General features: G+C 45.3%; 18 protein-coding genes. 15 read left to right on the forward strand and 3 right to left on the reverse strand.

Features of this window, described 5'->3' with window-relative positions; all coding sequences use genetic code 11:
* Positions 1-120: 120 nt before the first annotated feature.
* The 12 genes from rpiA to BM415_RS04340 all read left to right on the forward strand — a co-directional run bounded on the left by rpiA (position 121) and on the right by BM415_RS04340 (position 9,768).
* A complete protein-coding gene (gene rpiA / locus BM415_RS04285; RefSeq protein WP_091154944.1) occupies positions 121-792 on the forward strand; it encodes a ribose-5-phosphate isomerase RpiA in 672 nt (223 codons plus the stop codon).
* A gap of 92 nt (positions 793-884) precedes the next feature.
* A complete protein-coding gene (locus BM415_RS04290) occupies positions 885-1,355 on the forward strand; it encodes a MarR family winged helix-turn-helix transcriptional regulator (RefSeq protein ID WP_091154947.1) in 471 nt (156 codons plus the stop codon).
* A 273-nt stretch (positions 1,356-1,628) separates the two neighbouring features.
* Positions 1,629-3,338: an ATP-binding protein gene (locus BM415_RS04295; RefSeq protein ID WP_091154948.1), complete on the forward strand. Its 1,710-nt coding sequence runs from the start codon at positions 1,629-1,631 to the stop codon at positions 3,336-3,338.
* Between the two features lie 150 nt (positions 3,339-3,488).
* Complete coding sequence (locus BM415_RS04300) at positions 3,489-4,457, forward strand: alpha/beta hydrolase (protein WP_091154951.1); 969 nt, start codon at positions 3,489-3,491, stop codon at positions 4,455-4,457.
* Positions 4,454-4,780 carry a hypothetical protein gene (locus BM415_RS04305; protein ID WP_091154953.1) on the forward strand — a complete coding sequence of 109 codons (327 nt, stop codon included), beginning with the start codon at positions 4,454-4,456 and terminating at the stop codon, positions 4,778-4,780. Before BM415_RS04300 ends, BM415_RS04305 begins: the two co-directional genes overlap by 4 nt.
* A 112-nt stretch (positions 4,781-4,892) precedes the next feature.
* Positions 4,893-5,609 (forward strand): class I SAM-dependent methyltransferase, encoded by a 717-nt coding sequence (locus tag BM415_RS04310; protein ID WP_091154956.1) that lies wholly within the window; start codon positions 4,893-4,895, stop codon positions 5,607-5,609.
* 198 nt (positions 5,610-5,807) lie between these two features.
* Positions 5,808-6,362: a nucleotidyltransferase family protein gene (locus BM415_RS04315; RefSeq protein ID WP_091154958.1), complete on the forward strand. Its 555-nt coding sequence runs from the start codon at positions 5,808-5,810 to the stop codon at positions 6,360-6,362.
* Between the two features lie 84 nt (positions 6,363-6,446).
* Positions 6,447-7,142, forward strand: coding sequence for a zinc dependent phospholipase C family protein (locus BM415_RS04320; RefSeq protein WP_091154961.1), 696 nt, complete (start codon positions 6,447-6,449; stop codon positions 7,140-7,142).
* Positions 7,135-8,034, forward strand: coding sequence for a BadF/BadG/BcrA/BcrD ATPase family protein (locus BM415_RS04325; RefSeq protein WP_170862366.1), 900 nt, complete (start codon positions 7,135-7,137; stop codon positions 8,032-8,034). Before BM415_RS04320 ends, BM415_RS04325 begins: the two co-directional genes overlap by 8 nt.
* A 163-nt stretch (positions 8,035-8,197) precedes the next feature.
* Positions 8,198-8,623, forward strand: a complete 426-nt coding sequence (locus BM415_RS04330) for a GNAT family N-acetyltransferase (RefSeq protein WP_244533143.1) — start codon at positions 8,198-8,200, stop codon at positions 8,621-8,623.
* A 67-nt stretch (positions 8,624-8,690) separates the two neighbouring features.
* A complete protein-coding gene (locus BM415_RS04335) occupies positions 8,691-8,891 on the forward strand; it encodes a hypothetical protein (protein ID WP_091154965.1) in 201 nt (66 codons plus the stop codon).
* 217 nt (positions 8,892-9,108) lie between these two features.
* On the forward strand, positions 9,109-9,768 hold the full coding sequence (locus BM415_RS04340) for a GDSL-type esterase/lipase family protein (RefSeq protein ID WP_091154968.1): 660 nt from the start codon (positions 9,109-9,111) through the stop codon (positions 9,766-9,768).
* A 517-nt stretch (positions 9,769-10,285) separates the two neighbouring features.
* On the opposite strand, the gene BM415_RS04345 is transcribed toward BM415_RS04340, so the two are convergent.
* Positions 10,286-10,960, reverse strand: coding sequence for a tetratricopeptide repeat protein (locus BM415_RS04345; RefSeq protein ID WP_091154971.1), 675 nt, complete (start codon positions 10,958-10,960; stop codon positions 10,286-10,288).
* A 35-nt stretch (positions 10,961-10,995) separates the two neighbouring features.
* Positions 10,996-12,975: an elongation factor G gene (locus BM415_RS04350; RefSeq protein WP_244533144.1), complete on the reverse strand. Its 1,980-nt coding sequence runs from the start codon at positions 12,973-12,975 to the stop codon at positions 10,996-10,998.
* Between the two features lie 205 nt (positions 12,976-13,180).
* On the opposite strand from BM415_RS04350, the gene BM415_RS04355 reads away from it, so the two are divergent.
* A complete protein-coding gene (locus BM415_RS04355) occupies positions 13,181-13,774 on the forward strand; it encodes an HD domain-containing protein (RefSeq protein ID WP_170862367.1) in 594 nt (197 codons plus the stop codon).
* Positions 13,775-13,946: 172 nt separating this feature from the next.
* Here the strand turns inward: BM415_RS04355 and BM415_RS04360 are convergent, their stop codons facing one another.
* Positions 13,947-14,819 (reverse strand): AraC family transcriptional regulator, encoded by an 873-nt coding sequence (locus BM415_RS04360; RefSeq protein ID WP_170862368.1) that lies wholly within the window; start codon positions 14,817-14,819, stop codon positions 13,947-13,949.
* Between the two features lie 135 nt (positions 14,820-14,954).
* On the opposite strand from BM415_RS04360, the gene BM415_RS04365 reads away from it, so the two are divergent.
* Positions 14,955-16,460: a tagaturonate reductase gene (locus tag BM415_RS04365; protein ID WP_091154978.1), complete on the forward strand. Its 1,506-nt coding sequence runs from the start codon at positions 14,955-14,957 to the stop codon at positions 16,458-16,460.
* The gene (locus tag BM415_RS04370) at positions 16,457-17,977 is read left to right on the forward strand and encodes a UxaA family hydrolase (RefSeq protein ID WP_091154981.1); all 1,521 of its coding nucleotides are present in this window, start codon (positions 16,457-16,459) and stop codon (positions 17,975-17,977) included. Before BM415_RS04365 ends, BM415_RS04370 begins: the two co-directional genes overlap by 4 nt.
* The last annotated feature ends 46 nt before the right edge of the window (positions 17,978-18,023 follow it).

Genomic DNA, 18,023 nt, shown 5'->3' on the forward strand with positions numbered 1-18,023 from the left:
ATAATTCAAAATGTCAAAGTCTGATGGCTTATAGAATACGTAAGAACATATATTTCATACGTAACATGAATCGGTTACAATAGTATATAAATGCGAACAAGATTGGGAGTTGAACTCAGGGTGGATTTAAAACGTTTAGCTGCTGAGAGAGCAGTAGAGTATGTTAAAGACGGGATGAAGGTTGGACTAGGCACAGGCTCAACGGCTTATTGGGCAATTCAGCGCCTTGGTGAGCGGGTAAAGAATGAAGGACTGCAAATTGAAACGGTGGCTACTTCACAAGCTTCGGAGGATCAAGCAAGAGAATTAGGAATTCCATTGGTCCCTTTCTCAGAAATTGGACGGCTTGATATTACCATTGATGGAGCGGATGAAGTAGATGGTCGTCTGAATCTGATTAAAGGCGGCGGCGGAGCACTATTGCGTGAAAAGATTGTTGCGATGAACAGCCGGCGTCTCGTTATTGTCGTTGACGAAAGCAAAGTAGTACATACATTAGGGAAATTTCCACTGCCTGTAGAGATCGTTCCATTTGCTTGTGAATGGACTTACCATGCGCTGGATCAAATGGGCTGCCATCCTGCATGGCGAATGAACGGGTCGGAAAAATACAAGACAGACAACGGGAATTACATTGCAGACTGCAAGCTGGGCCGCATCTCTGATGCAGAGTCGTTGAATCAGAAGCTCAACATGATTCCTGGTGTCGTTGACAACGGTTTATTTGTAGATATGGCAGATACGATTGTTGTTGCACATGCAAATGGAACAATAGAAATTAAACGCAAGTGAGGAAAGAAATCCATAGACAGGGGGTGATAACTTCATTTTAGCTATGGAGTTTATCAAACTTCATGTGGATTATAGTTACTGGAGGCAAGGTTATGTCTAATATTAGCGATGACAAGGATTTATCGCTTCAGCTGTTTGTGGTGCTTGCAAGAGCATATAATTCAGTAACCGCACGATCAAACCGTGATATTCAAAGCCATGGCTTGAATACGACTGAATTTGGTGTTCTTGATCTCTTGTATCATAAAGGCCCTCAGCCGCTTCAAAAAATTGGAGAGAAGGTCTTAATGTCCAGCGGCAATATTACTTATGTAGTGGACAAGCTTCAGAATAAGAAGCTTCTTATACGCAGAGCTTCTCTGGAGGATCGAAGAGTGATTTATGCTGAGCTTACGGAGGAGGGAACTGCGTTCTTTGAGCAAATCTTCCCTCAACATCACGAAGTAATCATTAGAGCCGAGCAAGGGCTCTCGGAGGATGAAAAAAGAGAAGCCATTCGTCTTCTCAAGAAGCTCGGTTTATCAGCAAGCGGCAAGCTGTCAGAAGTGAACGAAAGCACATAATAGGATGGACCCTGCTCATAGGGTCCATCCCTTTTTGCTGTACCTTACGATGCTTGCATGTATAATCATCTTATGGGACAATCGAGTCATCATAAGGTAGAAGAATAAGAATCCATTTTATAAGCACGGAAGGAGCTGCATGATTTGTTCAACTCATTGCAATATGCAGCTGGTAAGGTTTTCGGCTGCTTACGGATCAAGCAAACAAGCTTTATATCTGCCAAGTAATATAAGAACCCTTCGTGTCACTAAAATGGATAAAGGAGGGATATTATGAATTCTTATCATGGTATAGAGATGAATAGACTGCGGCACCTCATTGAGGATCTGAATAAAGAAATCATCCGCAGCAAGGAACAGGAACACCGATTGCTCGAAGAATTTACGAGCATGAATAATGAGCTGATTACCCTTCGGCGTGAGCTGAACAAGACCAATATGAAATTAACGGAGGCAAGAGAGAATGCCGTACATGCAAATGAGGTAAAGACCGAATTTCTTGCTCTCCTGAGTCATGAGTTCAGAACCCCTTTAAACGGAATTTTAGGCATGGCTGAAGTACTTTCCTTATCCAATTTATCGGAGGAGCAAAGACAGTCCGTGTCGGTAATTCAGGAATCTTCTCATATACTACTCCATCTTATCAATGACCTGCTAGATCTATCCAAATTAGAGGCTGGCGAAATGAAGATTAACCCTTCTTCCATGGATCTAAGAGCCATCGTTAAGCATGTAACCCTTCTACTATTCCAAAAAGCATCAAGCAAAGGGAATCGGATTGTTGCCGATATTGACAGATCTTTATTCGAACGGTTTGCTGGTGATTCAGCGCGAATGACTCAAATACTTACGAATCTCGCGAGCAATGCGAACAAATTTACTAAAAATGGTTTGATTCGAATCCGCATCATCGTATTGTCTCAGACGGAACAAGAGCAAAGCTTGCGTATCGAGGTAACGGATAACGGTATAGGGATATCACAAGCGGAGCAGGACAAGCTGTTTAAGCCTTACTCGCAAACAAGAGAAGGGCAGAAGTCAGAACATGGTGGAACAGGACTTGCGCTATCCAATTGCAAATCCTTTGTTGAGCTTATGGGCGGTAAGATCGGTGTCTTCAGTAAACCGGATTCAGGTTCAACATTTTGGATTGAAGTCAGTCTTCCATCTGCAATGGAAACAGCAGAGTCTAGTGATGCTACGACATACAGTAATCGTCGAACGAATTCATTGCACGGAACGGATCAGCCTAAAATACAACATCCGATTCTTCTGGCAGAGGTTAATGGAATTACCCGCAAAGTCGTGCTGGTGCAGCTAAGAAAGCTGGGCATTACAAATGTTGAGACTGTAGAGAACGGAGAAGCAGCCGTATCTGCATATTTGAGCAAGCCTTACTCTCTTATCTTGATCGATAACCTGATGCCGAAACTTGGTGGAATAGAGGCGACAGAGAAAATACGGCAAATTGAGCGTGATGAGATGAAGCGTCATACGCCGATCATCGCACTTACGGGCAATATGTTTCAGGGAGAGTGGGATAAGTGCATACAGGCAGGAATGGACGATTACATCGCTAATCCGATCTCTCTGGATGCACTGAAGGAAATTATACAGCGATGGGTCACAGGCAGGGATGAACAAATTTTAAATCAAGAAACGATGGCTGAGCTGATGGATCTGGGGGAGGATCAAGATAGTGAGCTCTTATCGACACTCCTCGAAATGTATCGAAATGATACTCCTGACAAAATTAATCGATTGATCCAATATGTGAGGGAAAGAAATTACAGCGGTGCAATTGAAGCTTCACACGATTTGAAATCCAGCAGTTTATGTCTTGGCATCCATTATTTATCTACCTTGTTTGGTGCAATAGAGGAGGCGGCTAAATCAGGCCACCTGGATACGATAGATGGCTTGCTTGAGGCACTTATGCCTGCTTATATGGAAGCTTGCACAGCAATGGAGCAGCACTTGTGATGGAGGTTCCATAGCTGAATCAAATGGTGAGGTATTCTTTAGCAGAATGCCTCTTTTTTGTACGCGATAGCCAGCACAGCTGGACACCACTATACTTTATATATCACAATACAGAAAGATAGAATGTTTGGATAAAAGGGGAGAGTTTGAATGTGGTGGATTGTTATCATTGCTCTAGTCATCATTGCTATCATGTCGGTCGTCGTATCACACTTTTATAAAATGGCTGTAAAACGTGCCCCCAAAGCTTTCTTGGCGGGAAATGCAGATCAGGCAGCCGGTGATCAAGTCGTTTCCTCGGGTCCCGATTATGCCTGGATTCGTTCACAGAAACGGGAGGAGCTTGAGCTGACCTCCTTTGACGGCCTGAAACTTAAAGCCACATGGATTGAAGCAGGAACCAAGACTAAGAGAACTGTAATATTGGCACACGGCTATACAGGGAGAGGTTATGACATGTCTGCCTTTGCCAAGTTCTATGTGGAAGAGATCGGATATAATGTGCTGATGCCGGATGACCGTGGACATGGAGCGAGTGAGGGAAACTATATTAGCTTTGGATGGCATGACCGACTGGACTATATCGACTGGATGCAGGTCGTCATTATGCGGACAGGTGCGGACAGTGAGATTATACTGCACGGTATATCCATGGGTGCGGCAACCGTTCTTATGGCCAGCGGGGAGAAGCTGCCTCCACAAATTAAGGCCATCATAGCAGATTGTGGATATACCTCAGTCGATGCGGAATTAACTTATCAATTGAAGCAAATGTTTAAGCTGCCCCCTTTTCCATTTATCCCGCTTACAAGCTTATACACAAAGCTAAAATCAGGCTACAGCTTCAAAGAGGCGTCTGCTCTGGAACAAGTGAAAAGAACTCAGCTGCCCATTCTATATATACATGGGGAAGAGGATGACTTCGTACCTACATCCATGGTGTATGAACTCTATGAACACAGCGGAGGGGACAAGTATTTGTTCACCGTTCCTCATGCCGCACATGGAACAGCATTTCTTATTGATCCGGATGGTTACAAGCAGGCCGTACGAGAGTTCTTGGGCAGGTATTTAGAGATAAATGTAAGGCCGGCTAATGAGAGAGGAAGGGTATTATGAATCTGAACCGGAGTTGTCCGGGATGCGGGGAACCACTTGACGAACATGTCTTTAAATGCAGGAATTGTGGTGAGCTTGCCGTCAAGAAACAGCAGTCGCTGGACATGAATGAGTTGCCAGGAGAGGAGCTGTTCTATCTAGATAAGTATTCGGTTGTTCTGCTGGTCATACTGACGATTGTATTGTCGCCTATTGCCATCTTAACGGGCACGCTTCTCTTGTTCCACGACGATGAATATCGCCGGGACGTTGGCAAGATGATGGTAACCGGAGGTCTGATCGTTACCTTTATTCTGGCCATTATTATTTTTGGTTTAATATAAGTTATGAAATTGATTGTTTTATAGATATTTTTCCATACTGAATTAGAGGCCTTTGAATGGGTTAAAGAGTAAATACATCCTACAATGAACTTATGACGGAGGTGTCTGCTCTATGGGCAAACAATTTCAAGAAGCTCGTAAAATGGAAGAGAATTACCATAAACAGTTTTATCAAGAGCATGATATTTATGAAGAGGGAACTTGGATGGCCGGTCCTATGCCGATTGTGATGGAAAGTCTTGCGCGCTTAATGCGTTTGAAGCGGGATCTGACCATACTTGATCTGGGAGCTGGTGCGGGAAGAAATACGATTGCAATGGCAGATCAACTGAAAGGAACGAATAGTGAGCTGATCGCTGTTGATTTGCTGGAAGAGGCTGTTCAAAGTCTAGTTGATCATGCGAAGAATTATAAGGTAGATCATATGATATCAGCTGAGCGGGCAGATATTGAGCATTATGATATTGCAAAGGATCGGTATGATTATATTGCAGCTTGCTCCTGTTTGGAGCATGTGTCCTCCGAGGTGGCGCTACAGTCAGTGATTCAGAGAATGAAGGAGGGTACCAAGCTCGGCGGGATTAATCTAATCACGATGAGCACGAATGTAGAAGAGGTCACATTGCAAGATAACAAGCCAAGAGAACCCTTGATTGAGCTAAATCTGCCTACCCTGGATGCGGAAGAAATGCTTGCAGATCAATACAAGGATTGGGAGATATTGTTCACTGAACGCGTAACACAAGCCATACCTGAACAGAAATATGATGAGCCCACTGAATTTCGCTGCCAGCTGATTCGTTTTGCAGCCCAGAAGCGGTCAGCGTAAAGTATGAGGCAGATCGCTTGAATCTGCCTGGATCGTTAGAATGCAAGAAGGCAACTAACTTTTGCAGGTACAGTTCATGAGCCGGTCTGCTTCTTTTTGCTAGGTCAAATACGATCTCCTCCTTTGTAAAAAAGTGCAAACTATTCATTGAATGCCTATGAACATATAGACTATAATTTATAGAGCAAGGAGGGACTTATGAATTTAAGCTATGAAGAGCAGCTATATCATATCATGAAGGATGTCCAGGTGTTGGACGACTTGAAGCGTGTTCGAGAACTAAGGCTTCCTGAAGGCTGTATCGCTGCAGGATATGTCCGCAACCGTGTTTGGGATGTGCTGCATGAATATAAACAACACACACCGCTTCATGATATTGACGTCATCTATTACAACTCTGTCGAGACAGAAGAATGGGTAGACAAGCAGTATGAGAAGCAGCTTGAATCTGGTCAGATCAGGCGCAATTGGCAGGTCAAGAACCAGGCCCGAATGCATGAATACAACAACCGTACGACTCCATACCAATCAGTAGAAGATGCAATGAGGTATTGGCCTGAAACGGCAACCGCAGTGGCGATCAGACTGAATGATCAGGATGAGATGGAGATTGTCAGCCCATTTGGTCTTGCAGACCTGTTTGAAATGAATGTCAGGCAAAGTCCCTATTTCCTCCATACCGGGCTTTTTAAGCAGCGTGTGTTTGAGAAAGAGTGGCTGGATCACTGGCCTTTGTTAATTTTGCACGGCTGAATCGATGCATTATAGCAAAACCCACCTATTAGAAAGACAAGAGAGAGCGCAATTTATAAAAAAGGGGAAAAGTGGGGAATTATTATGCCTTGGCCAATGGTTCATTTAACGATTGCCCATCTGGTAAAGCAAGGACGGCCTTCACCGTCTTTTGTACTTGGCAGTATCGCACCCAACGCTTTTCGAGTTCGGCAGGGCGCGAATGAACAGATGAAATGGGCGAGTCATTACTGTCCGTCTGAAGGTGTGCTGCCCAGGGTGAGGGATATTCAGCTGTTTCATGCGGCTCATGCGGACCGAAGCCTGGGAGAAGAATACAGCGAATATTTATTGGGATATGCTGCGCACTTGTATGCAGATGTAAGGTGGGCAGAAACAGTATATAAAGGGATAGAGAATTATGTTCAGCGATTCATTGTTTACCGCTGGTACAGTCAGATCAGATCGTTTCAGAACTTATACCAGCGCGATGTGCTGCAGCTGGAATACATACTAATGGATATACATCCGGAAACCAAGGATTTACTAGAGGCACTGGAGTGCGCTCCGGCGCTGTCCATGGGTGCTCTCGTTACAATGGACGAAGTCGATGATTATAGGTTTGAGATATTAAGGAAGCTGGAAGAACCCGTTAAGCCCCGCTCCCTTCGGTTCATGGATGTAGAACGAGTGGAGCAGTTCATTCAGGATACGGCTGAGGAACTGAACTGGCTGCTCCCCTCCTGGCAAGCTCAAAGTGAGAATGATCGATATGTTTATCAGGAGGTTATTCATGAATAATAGGGCTGACATCGTAATAGGGATCGACGGAGGGGGAAGTTATACACGAGTCACTGTGGCCGATTTTACAGGACAAATTCTGGCACAAGTGCGCAAAGGCGGTACGAATCGTCTGCACAATGTACAGGCGGAAGAGCATCTTCGAACCGGTATTCTAGATGTCTTAGATGCAGCAGGGAGACAGCTGGACCATGTGGCTTCGATTACGGCAGCGCTGGCAGGGATCGATAAGCCTGGAGATGAGAACTGGGCATTGGAGGTGCTTCATGATCTGGGTATCTCCACCAATGGTCAGGTGGTTAATGATACACTGGCTGCCCATCGTTCCATTTTTTTAGGACGTCCGGGAATTGTAGCAATTGGTGGAACTGGCTCACTTATTTTTGGTATTAATGAAGAAGGCAGAATGGTGCGAAATGATGAATTTGCTCACTATGCCCGTGTAGCTGCCCGATTCATATCCTATGAGACGATTTATGCAATCATCTCAGGCTGTTATGATGAGGGCGACCGGCCCTTAATCGGCCAAGTGCTGCAGCATTTAGGCTGCTCATCAACACGTGAGCTGGCTGAGCTTGCTCTCCGTGGATATGGAGTGGACAAACGCAGCCAGAATCGTCTGCTTGGAGATATGGCACATATCATCACAGAAGCAGCTGATACGGGGAACCCTCTGGCCGTCAGAATATGCAACGAGGCGGCAAGACAAACAGCCATCGGCATCCGACTTATCGCTGCTACGTTTCAATCTTCTGAGGTTCTCGTGTCATTCAGCGGGAGCTGCATTACTTCACCATATTTAAAGAAGGCCGTGTTTTCGCAATTGAAGAGCAGTATAAAGAATGAGAGTAATTCTTCCTTCGTATTATGTAGAACAGAAGCTCCCGAGTGATATTGGTGCTGTAATGATGGCCTATGAAGCAGCAGGTTTAGTAATAACAGAGGGACTGATGAAGAAGCTTGTACAGCAATATCCTATCAAAGAACTTGAAATCTGACGCCAAAAGTCCTAAAGTACGTATAGTTAAGGATATTAGGACAGGAGGATTTTCATTTTGCTAGTTTCTATTAAAGATCGTATAAATGATGTCATCGTTCAGGAGCTGATCGGGTATTCGACGCTTCCTGAAGAATCTCATATTCAAGCAGCTCTTGCGATGTATAAAAATAATGATTCCACGGAGTTACTCGGTTTCGAAGATGAAGGGCAGCTTGTTGCACTCATCGGAATTGAGCAGGATGGGAACAAAGTGATGATTAAGCATTTGGCTGTACTTCCAGAGAACCGGGAAAAAGGATACGGCCGCGGGATCATCTCAGAAATGATCAGCAGTGTTCAGCCTGAGACGGTTATTGCGGAAACCGACGAAGAAGCGGTTGATTTTTATCGCAATGTGGGTTTTGTTGTATACAGCTTGGGTGAGAAGTATCCTGGAGTTGAACGCTTCCGCTGTGTCTTTGAAACTGAAGAAGAGGAATAAGTCTGCTTGCTGATCAGAAGCATTAGCAGTGTTAGAAGGATAACTTAGGAGCGAGGAGCAGAGTATATTGTCAACCGCAGTGTACAGAATCATAGGTTTATTGCTTGGTATAGCCGTTCCATTCTTAGTTTTGTGGCTGAAGCTGATCATGTTCGTACTCTTTCTTGCAGTTATGTATGCTGAATTGCGCAAAGTAAAATTTCCCCTAAGCGGCGTCTATTTTATCGGAGGCATGCTGGTCGGAAGTATTGCTGCTTACTTCATTTAAGTTAATGTATCTCAAGTTTCATATTCTTCTTTTTAATGAGTTATGAAATGGATTCATAAGAGAACACATACTGAACGTTTCGGAACCTCTATTCGAATCGTCAGTATGTGTTCTTTTTGTGAGAAGTGAGCTTCTCAAGGACAACTTGCCGTGCCAAAAGCCTGAATTCCTCCATAAGCTAAAATAGATCGGCAGCAAAATAAAAGGAGGGAGTCATATGGTGTACCGATATTTAGCCCTAGGAGATTCACTCACCGTTGGAATCGGTGCATTGTTTGGCAGCGGATTTGTACCTCTCTACCGAAAAAGACTAGAAAACCACTTAGGCAGCATGGTGCTTGTAAGCAATAGAGGAGTGAACGGATTAACCTCACAGGGACTATTGTCCATGGTAAAATATAATGAGCACCTGCGCCATCTAATTAAAGAGGCAGATGTTATTACAATTTCGATAGGCGGGAACGATCTGATTAGGGCTGCACGTTCGGCCAAGGGGAATTTGCTCTCCCCTGTGCTGATTGAAACGCTTGAGTCCTGTGAGAAGCATGTGTCAGAAATTATTTCTCAGATTCGACAGCTCAAAAAGAAATCACGCCCTTACTTTATTCGTCTGGTCGGACTTTACAATCCTTTGCCGCAAAGTGAAGCAGCTTATCTATTTGTGAAGCAGTATAATGAATTTTTGATGGGCTTTACGAGCAAGAATATTGCCGCAGCCCCATTATTGCATGCTTTTCAGGGAAGAGAGCGTGAGCAGCTGTTTATCGATCATGTGCATCCGAGCAGCAAGGGCTACCGTGTAATTGTTGACCAGCTTACTAGACTGGGCTTTGAACCCTTAATATCTATAGGGAATGTAAATGTTCGAAGAAAATAATAAGAGCAGAGGGGAATGCAGGACTTGCTGCTTGTGTTCCTCCCTTCATAAAGTGGCTGAACATAAGGAGAGATTGGTGAATGAGTGTTGACGAGAAAAAACAGGATGATGAGCTGTGCATCCTTCGGACATTTGGAACAGCTATTTTGCAGGACCATACCATGAAGCGGCAGCAGAGCTAAGTATTTAACCGACTTCGTGGTGGAATGAATAATTCATCGTATCAATTACGGATCAGGAATCGAATGTGTGTACTCAGCTGTATGAATCACATCAGGATCAGGATAGATGTCGTGATGCACTTCATTTCAAGGTGGAGAAAGGGCATAGACTCCTATTCTGTAGTAGAGCAGCAATTGGAAGAGTTGTATGCACGTTTGAAATGGATGGACAAGCATAAGGATCGGCTGGAAAGTGTTTTTTTATATGACTAGACAAGAAAGCAGCTGTATTTATGGAATCCAGCTGCTTGTGTATGGTATAAAATGATTCGATAAATGTTAAGAGCTACAATAACCTAATTCGTCAGCCTACGAAATAAGCTGCGAACCGCCCAGCGCCGTTCTTGGCGCTTCTTGTACTTCGGCAAAGAACGATAGACCAGAATCGACTGACTGAACGCCTCCTTGGCTTCAGACGACTGTCCCAGTGCACGATAGACCAGACCGAGGTAGTAATACGATTCGCTGGAAGAAGAAGAGATTTCCTGAAATTGTTCGACATAGCGAAGAGCCTTGCTATGATCCTTGTCTCTATAAGCAGAGGCAAGCCGCAAATAAGGCTGCCCATATTTTACTCTTGGGTTGATATCAAGCGCTTTGAGAATATTTCGTTCTCCAGATTCAAGCTGCCCGAGACTAATCTCTGTCGTACCAAGGGCATCCCAATATTCAGCCGAATGCTCATAGGCATCTTCTATGGATCGAAGCAGCTCATGCGCCTCCTTAAACTTTTTGCGTTCAATGAGCAGTCTCGCAAGATCAAGCTTAGCCGTCACATCATTCGGGTTCATCGCGATTTGCTGACGATTTTTTGATATATTCCGCATCCGTTTAAATGGCTTGGTGAGGCTTGGGAACACACCGACAAATCTGCGGTCAAGTAAATAAACAATGAGTAGTAGTACGATTATGGCAACAAAAGGATTGCCGAAAATGTAAAGTAGAAGTCCAAACCCTAAAATTTTGCTCATAAATTTCCTCCGTAAATGTTCTATCTTATCTATAGTTATGACGAACTGATGGCATTGCGAACAGCAAGGATGTAACGGGACTGATCCCGTGGATCTACTCCCCGTCTTTTACGAGTTGCCAAGATGCCTTCAGGGCATGCCTGATAGCCCGCATAGCTCGTCGTCATCATTCCGCTGCCTTTCGTCTCTGAACGAAGCTGAACCGGATAATTCAGGGAGGTGGCTGCAGGTATAGTACCTTCAACGGTACATCGTCCATGTGCAATATAAGGAGCTTCAAATACTGCGCGCATATGAACGAGATCACTAAGCACCTTTCCACCGTACTCCTCAGGCACCGTTATACGAAAATGCTGCATCGGCTCAAGCAGAGTGGTTCTTACTTGATTAAGTCCATCCATAATGCCCATGGGAGTTGCCACCACAAAATCGAGTGGATGTGTGTGCCACACATGATGTTCTCCATAAGTCAGCACGACTTCAAGATCCGTGACCTCCCATCCATACAACCCTTGCTCAAGCGCTTCTGGCACACGACGTGCCACTTCATTCTGATAGCGTTCCAAGAGATGGTCGTAACGAACCTCTGAGCGATATACAAGACCGCTGCCTCGTGGAAGAGGCCGAATGGCAAATCGGAGTATAGCCCAGCAAGGCTTAGGCATGGTATAGGCAATGAAGCCCTCTCCGTCAGCTGCTGGTGTTTCTTTATAGATAACAGATGGTGGATCAAAAGTGACAGCTAACCCGAATCTGCTGAGCAAGATACTCTCCAGTATCTCAAGCTGAATCGCTCCCATTACTTTAAGATGAAGCTCCCGTTCATCCTTGAGCCATGTAAGGCCGAGCAAGGGGTCTTCATCCGTCAATTCCTGAAGGGCTGCAACAAGAGAAGGATACTGTGCAATATCCTTGCAGTGCACCTGAACAGTTAGAAGCGGGACTGCCATACCTGGCAGCGGAGGAACTGATGTCTCTGTCCCAATGATATCTCCGATCTGAGCTTCATGAAGACCGTAGACAGCAGCGATATCACCAGCTTCAAAATGGGTAAGATCGACTGCTCTTCGTCCTTCGATTTTGCGGATTTGAGATACTTTCTCCTTCAGTCCCCGGTTCATAATGGTGACGGTATCCCGGGTATGCAGTTTACCATTATAGAGTCTGATATAGACAGCTCTTCCCATCGTTTTATCTCTTTCTACTTTGTAGACGACACCCGAGAGAGGACCATCAGCATCTCCCGCTGGTGCAGGAAGATAATCGATGATGGCTTCCATTAATTCCCGAATACCGATTCCTTTTTGAGACGAGCCAAAACAGACAGGAAATACGTTTCCATGTCTTGCTTCCTCTGCAATCCGGTCACGAAGCTCATGAGCGGGAAATTCTTCACCTTCAATGAATCGTTCCAAGAAGATCTCATCCTGATCAGCCAGCCATTCGGCAATCGTGCTATGTTCCTCACGAGCGTTACTTCCATCCTCGGCGAAGATAGATACTGTCTTACATAACGCCTCTTGGTCAAATTGTACCTGTTGAACAGGCAGGGCAGCTGGAGACAGAAGTGAAGTCATATTGTCCATGATTTCAGTGAGAGAGATACCCGGCCGATCCATCTTATTCACATAAATTATAGTGGGTATATGTAGTTTGCGAAGTGCTTTCCAAATGGTTTCAGTCTGTGCTTGAACCCCGTCAGCAGCGGATACGATCAAGATGGCTCCATCCATAACTCGGAGACTGCGCTCCACCTCAGATATAAAATCAATATGCCCAGGCGTATCTACTAGATTTACCGTGCAATCCTTCCATACGAAGGAGGTAGCTGCAGCTTTGACGGATATCCCTCTTTGTTTTTCGATTTCCAGCGAATCTGTGAATGCGGTTCCTTCATTTACACTGCCTAGAGCGCGGATGACGCCACTTAGATACAATATTTGCTCGGTCGTCGTCGTTTTGCCAGCGTCGACGTGCGCGAAAATACCAACGTTACGATGATGATGTTTAGCCACGATCAAACCCCTCAGTATTTCAGCCCTAATGCATCAGCCAATTTTTTAGATTAATTATACCACAGCGGTTTGATAATGAGAGGCTCTAATCTAGGAGACAGCTTCCATGTTCTTCAGGACTTGGCTTCAATAATCCCAGAGTGGTATGCTTAACAGCAGGTTTAGATGAAATACGAAAGATAAGCAGGACAAGGAGAATGTAACAATGAGTATGGAACGAGTTGCCCAACAGATTGAATTTATTCGCGAGATTGATGAGCTTAAGCATGTACTCCGCCAATCGTATCTGATGAACGGGTCACGGCGGGAGAATGATGCGGAGCATACCTGGCATATCGCAGTCATGGCTCTTCTCTTGAAGGAGCATGCGATAGATGATCAATTGAATCTGAAGAAAGTAGTTCATATGCTGCTTATTCATGATCTGGTTGAGATTGATGCAGGAGATACATTCGCTTATGATGTCAAAGGCTATGAGGATAAATGGGATAGAGAAGTAGCGGCTGCCAAACGGATCTTTGGTCTTCTTCCGGACGAACAAGCAAGCGAGTGGATGAATCTGTGGCTTGAATTTGAAGAAGGGCTGACGAATGAGGCCAAGTATGCTGCGGCTATGGATCGTCTTCATCCGGTACTGCATAACTTTTACACAGAAGGGAAAGCATGGAGAGCACATCAGGTGTCTGTCAGCGCAGTTAAGGTGCGTGTTGCCGTCATAGCAGAAGCATCCCCTGTACTGGCTGAATATGCAGCGAGCCTGCTCGAGCAGGCAGTTGAAAAAGGATATTTACTGCCCTAAATATGCTGCGCAGCTATGAGATAGTTCTATTTTAGTATAACCTGGAGTTATTCAAGTGGATGCTAGGTCTAATAAATAGTCTCGGAGAAGCGAACTTTGCTTCCTCCGGGACTTTTTTATTATCAGATGCTGACTATTCTCTCAATAACGTATGTTCAGACAGCATCTGTCTCTACATCCGGATGCTGCGACGATAGCTCGCGGGCGTCATTCCGGTATGCTTCTTAAACATGCGGTAAAAGTGAGGAAGACTGTCAAATCCGCAGCTCTCAGCAATGACGGCCATCGTCTGCTCGCTATGCATCAGAATTTCCTTGGACAGGATAATCCGTCTTGCACAGATGTAGTCTGTCGGCGTCATTCCGGTATACTGCTTGAACACGCGGCTGAAATGGGCGGGGGACACGGATGCATCCTTAGCCAAGTGCGCAAGCGAGACCTTATCACACAGCTTGTGCTCTATAATGGACAAAGCTTGGGTAAGCCATTCAGGACCTGACATCACCGCTGGTGCTTGATCCGTGACAGAGCTGAGCCGGGTTAAGTATATGAGCAGAAGCTGCAAGTGAAGAAGTGTGGAGTAAGATCGCATCGGTTTTCGGCTGTTCATTTCGTTATAAATGTGATCAATTATTTGGCCAACATCGTCTAACTCCAGCATACTGAATTGCCGCTTATAAATTTTGGATTGGCGGTGTCTCTCAAATAGCAGCAAGGTGGAAGCAGCTTCACTTCCCATACCCTGAAACAAGGCAGGGCTGATGTAGAAGGCGGTGGAAGTCAGGAGATTATCCGGATCGGGAAAGATTCGATGAATCGTATTGCCTGGAATAATAATCAGATTACCAGGCTCCATATCCAAACTCATATGATCGATAAATATTTTGCCCCGTCCTTGATGAACGCAGATCAATTCGTGCCAATCATGGAGATGATCGGGGAGCTCGTGCTCATATGGCTTGGTCTCATGATAGAGCATCCGGAAAGGAAGCTCGATATCAGCAGGAATCCGGGTATCAACAGGTGCGTGCAGCGTGTTTCGCATAGGGGATCGCCTCTTTTTCATCAATATCAAAATAGAGTATATATTTGTCAAAATCGGCAATTTTACTTCTTTATATTGATGATACAATGAACAGTATCAGGAAACAATATGTCATTTATTAGAGGAGAATGAAGCATGGCCGTAAGCAATGATCTCCCTAGACTGGGACGGAAGCTTGAAGGTGTGACAGATAGCGCGAAGCTGGCTAGGTTTCAAGATATGCCGGTGAAGGTGCTTCAGATCGGAGAAGGGAATTTTTTAAGGGGATTTTTCGACTGGATGATTTATGAAAGCGCTGCACGAGGGCTCTTTGAAGGAAGTGTTGCCGTAACACAGCCGAGAAGATCGGGGCGTCACAAGCTGCTGAATATTAGAGAACAGGATGGTTTATATACGCTTCTTACTCGAGGTATTGAGAATGGGGCAGCGGTAGAGCGGGAAGTTATTATTCCTGTGCTGTCACATATGATTGATCCTTATGAAGAATGGACCGAGTTCTTGGCTTTGGCTGAAGTACCAGAGCTTGACATCGTCGTGTCCAATACGACAGAGGCCGGACTTGCTTATGAGAAGACAGAGTACCATGAAGGGACCCCAGTAGATTCATTTCCCGGGAAACTAACGGTATTCCTGCATCATCGCTTTCTTCATTTTCAAGGAGATCCTGCGAAAGGATTCATTCATCTTCCTTGCGAGCTGGTTGAAGGCAACGGTGATTTATTGAGATCCTATGTGCTTATGCATAGTGAAGACTTTGGATATTCGGATGAATTTCGCCATTGGGTCATTAACAGCAATCATTTTCTAAATAATTTGGTTGACCGTATCGTCACAGGTACACCCTCGAAGTCCGAAATCGCGGATATCGAAGAGAGGTTAGGGTATAAGGATTCACTGATTAATTGTGCGGAGCCCTATCATTTGTGGGCAATCCAGGGAGACAGCGTACTTGCCGACAAGCTGCCGCTGGCACAGGCAGGACTGAATGTGCACTTCACCGATGATTTGAGGCCATTTCAGCTGAGAAAAGTCCGTATTCTTAACGGTGCTCATACGCTCATGACACCGCTCGGTATTTTGCAGGGCAAGCGCTTCGTTCGGGAAACGATGGAGGACAGCCAGCTTGGCGAATGGGTGAGGACAGCTGTGTACGAGGAGATTACCCAAGCGCTGGATCTTCCACAGGATCAACTGCATGTTTATGCGGGTGAAGTGTTCGATCGGTTTATGAATCCTTATATTGATCATAGGCTTCAGGATATTATGCTGGGTTCCTTAAGTAAGTTTAAAGTTCGTTTACTGCCAACCATGCTAGAGTACTACCGTAAGAACGATGTGCTTCCAAAAAGTATTGTAACAGGATTTGCAGCTTTGCTGCGCCTGTACCGGGCAGTGAAGACAGAGGAAGGATTCAAGACAGTGACTTACAGTGGTGAGTCTATACTGCTTAAGGATAATGAAGCACATCTTGAACTTCTGGAGAAACATTGGTCAGAGCTCGGTCAGGGTCAATCTCTTGATTGCGTAATTGCTCAGATCTTAGCAGAGGAAGTCATCTGGGGACAGGATTTATCCTTGCTGCCTGGACTTACCGAGATAATATGCGAATCGATTAGAGAATGGGAAGGGGAACAGGTATGAGCACCATTCATCGAACACAGGACTTCACCATGATTCGGGAGAAAGATGATGTCATTATTGCTCTTCGCGATTATAAAAAGGGAGAGGTTATTGAACTGAGCCAGAGTCCTTTATCCGGTATCACTCTGAATGAAGACATTCCGAAGGGACACAAAATCGCTGTTAGACAGATTACAGCAGGAGAGAATGTACTCAAATATGGCTATTCCATTGGAATTGCCACAGAAGATATCTTGCCGGGCAGCTGGATTCATACGCATAATCTTGCGACAGGCCTGTCTGGACTCCTTGAATATGAATATGCCAAAACAGAACCAGAGGCGCTTCCTGCTCCGCCAGCTCATCTTCTGACATTCGATGGCTATCTGCGTGCGAACGGGGAGGCGGGAATCCGTAATGAGATCTGGATCATTAATACGGTCGGCTGTATTAACAAGGTGTGTGAAGCATTGGCCCGGATGGGAGAAGGTGAATTCAAAGGGCGTGTGGACGGTGTATACCACTTTCCTCATCCCTTTGGCTGTTCTCAGCTTGGCGATGACTTGAAGTATACACAGCAGCTCCTTGCTTCTCTCGTTGTACACCCGAATGCTGGAGGGGTGCTCGTCATTGGACTAGGCTGTGAGAACAATCAAGTCGATGATTTCAAGACGTTTATCCCTGCTGAATATCAGAATAAAGTACGTTTCCTCAAAGCACAAGAAACAGATGATGAGCTAAGCGAAGGAATGAGATTGATCGAAGAGCTGGTCGAGCAGGCCGAGCGCGCACATCGTGAGCCGCTTCCTTTATCCAAGCTGAAGATCGGACTTAAATGCGGTGGATCAGATGGCTTCTCCGGCATTACGGCCAATCCACTCGTTGGTGTCGTGTCCGATCTGCTAATAGCAGCGGGAGGTACAGCCATTCTAACAGAGGTCCCTGAGATGTTCGGAGCTGAGACCATCCTGATGAACCGTGCAGCAAACCAGGGGGTATATGATGAACTGGTTAAGCTGATTAATGGGTTCAAGCAGTATTTTGTAAACCACGGTCAGAACATTTATGAGAATCCATCTCCAGGCAATAAAGCTGGAGGCATTACTACCCTGGAGGAGAAGTCGCTTGGATGTACTCAAAAAGGCGGGCGCTCAGAAGTCGTTGATATTCTATCGTATGGAAACAGGACGACAAAGCCTGGACTTAATATTGTTGAAGCTCCCGGTAACGATCTAGTCTCTGTCACGGCACTGTCCGCAGCGGGCGCGCACATCGTTTTGTTTACGACAGGCAGAGGGACACCGTTTGGCGGGCCCGTTCCTACGGTGAAGATCGCGACCAACTCCGACCTGGCTCGCAGGAAGAAGCACTGGATTGATTATAATGCAGGGCAGCTGCTCGAAGGAAAAAGTATGGACGATGCGGCCGCCCAGCTGTTAAGTCAGCTCGTGGATATTGCATCAGGTCGTGCAGTGACAAACAGCGAGCAGCACGGATTCCGGGAAATTGCCATATTTAAGGATGGAGTAATCTTATAGTATAAGGGGTGTTGCATTTCCCAATAAAACAATCCATCGACTATCC

Origin of the sequence: Paenibacillus sp. 453mf, from assembly GCF_900116105.1 — a bacterium.
In the GTDB taxonomy this organism is placed as follows: domain Bacteria; phylum Bacillota; class Bacilli; order Paenibacillales; family Paenibacillaceae; genus Paenibacillus; species Paenibacillus provencensis.

Excerpts from the sequence above, each read along its gene's own strand:
- BM415_RS04340 (WP_091154968.1), top strand. The coding sequence starts at position 9,109 with ATGGTGTACCGATATTTAGCCCTAGGAGATTCACTCACCGTTGGAATC.
- BM415_RS04355 (WP_170862367.1), top strand. The coding sequence starts at position 13,181 with ATGAGTATGGAACGAGTTGCCCAACAGATTGAATTTATTCGCGAGATT.
- BM415_RS04290 (WP_091154947.1), top strand. The coding sequence starts at position 885 with ATGTCTAATATTAGCGATGACAAGGATTTATCGCTTCAGCTGTTTGTG.
- BM415_RS04310 (WP_091154956.1), top strand. The coding sequence starts at position 4,893 with ATGGGCAAACAATTTCAAGAAGCTCGTAAAATGGAAGAGAATTACCAT.
- BM415_RS04315 (WP_091154958.1), top strand. The coding sequence starts at position 5,808 with ATGAATTTAAGCTATGAAGAGCAGCTATATCATATCATGAAGGATGTC.
- BM415_RS04295 (WP_091154948.1), top strand. The coding sequence starts at position 1,629 with ATGAATTCTTATCATGGTATAGAGATGAATAGACTGCGGCACCTCATT.
- BM415_RS04300 (WP_091154951.1), top strand. The coding sequence starts at position 3,489 with ATGTGGTGGATTGTTATCATTGCTCTAGTCATCATTGCTATCATGTCG.
- BM415_RS04365 (WP_091154978.1), top strand. The coding sequence starts at position 14,955 with ATGGCCGTAAGCAATGATCTCCCTAGACTGGGACGGAAGCTTGAAGGT.
- BM415_RS04345 (WP_091154971.1), bottom strand. The coding sequence starts at position 10,960 with ATGAGCAAAATTTTAGGGTTTGGACTTCTACTTTACATTTTCGGCAAT.
- BM415_RS04325 (WP_170862366.1), top strand. The coding sequence starts at position 7,135 with ATGAATAATAGGGCTGACATCGTAATAGGGATCGACGGAGGGGGAAGT.
- BM415_RS04305 (WP_091154953.1), top strand. The coding sequence starts at position 4,454 with ATGAATCTGAACCGGAGTTGTCCGGGATGCGGGGAACCACTTGACGAA.
- BM415_RS04370 (WP_091154981.1), top strand. The coding sequence starts at position 16,457 with ATGAGCACCATTCATCGAACACAGGACTTCACCATGATTCGGGAGAAA.
- BM415_RS04320 (WP_091154961.1), top strand. The coding sequence starts at position 6,447 with ATGCCTTGGCCAATGGTTCATTTAACGATTGCCCATCTGGTAAAGCAA.
- BM415_RS04360 (WP_170862368.1), bottom strand. The coding sequence starts at position 14,819 with ATGCGAAACACGCTGCACGCACCTGTTGATACCCGGATTCCTGCTGAT.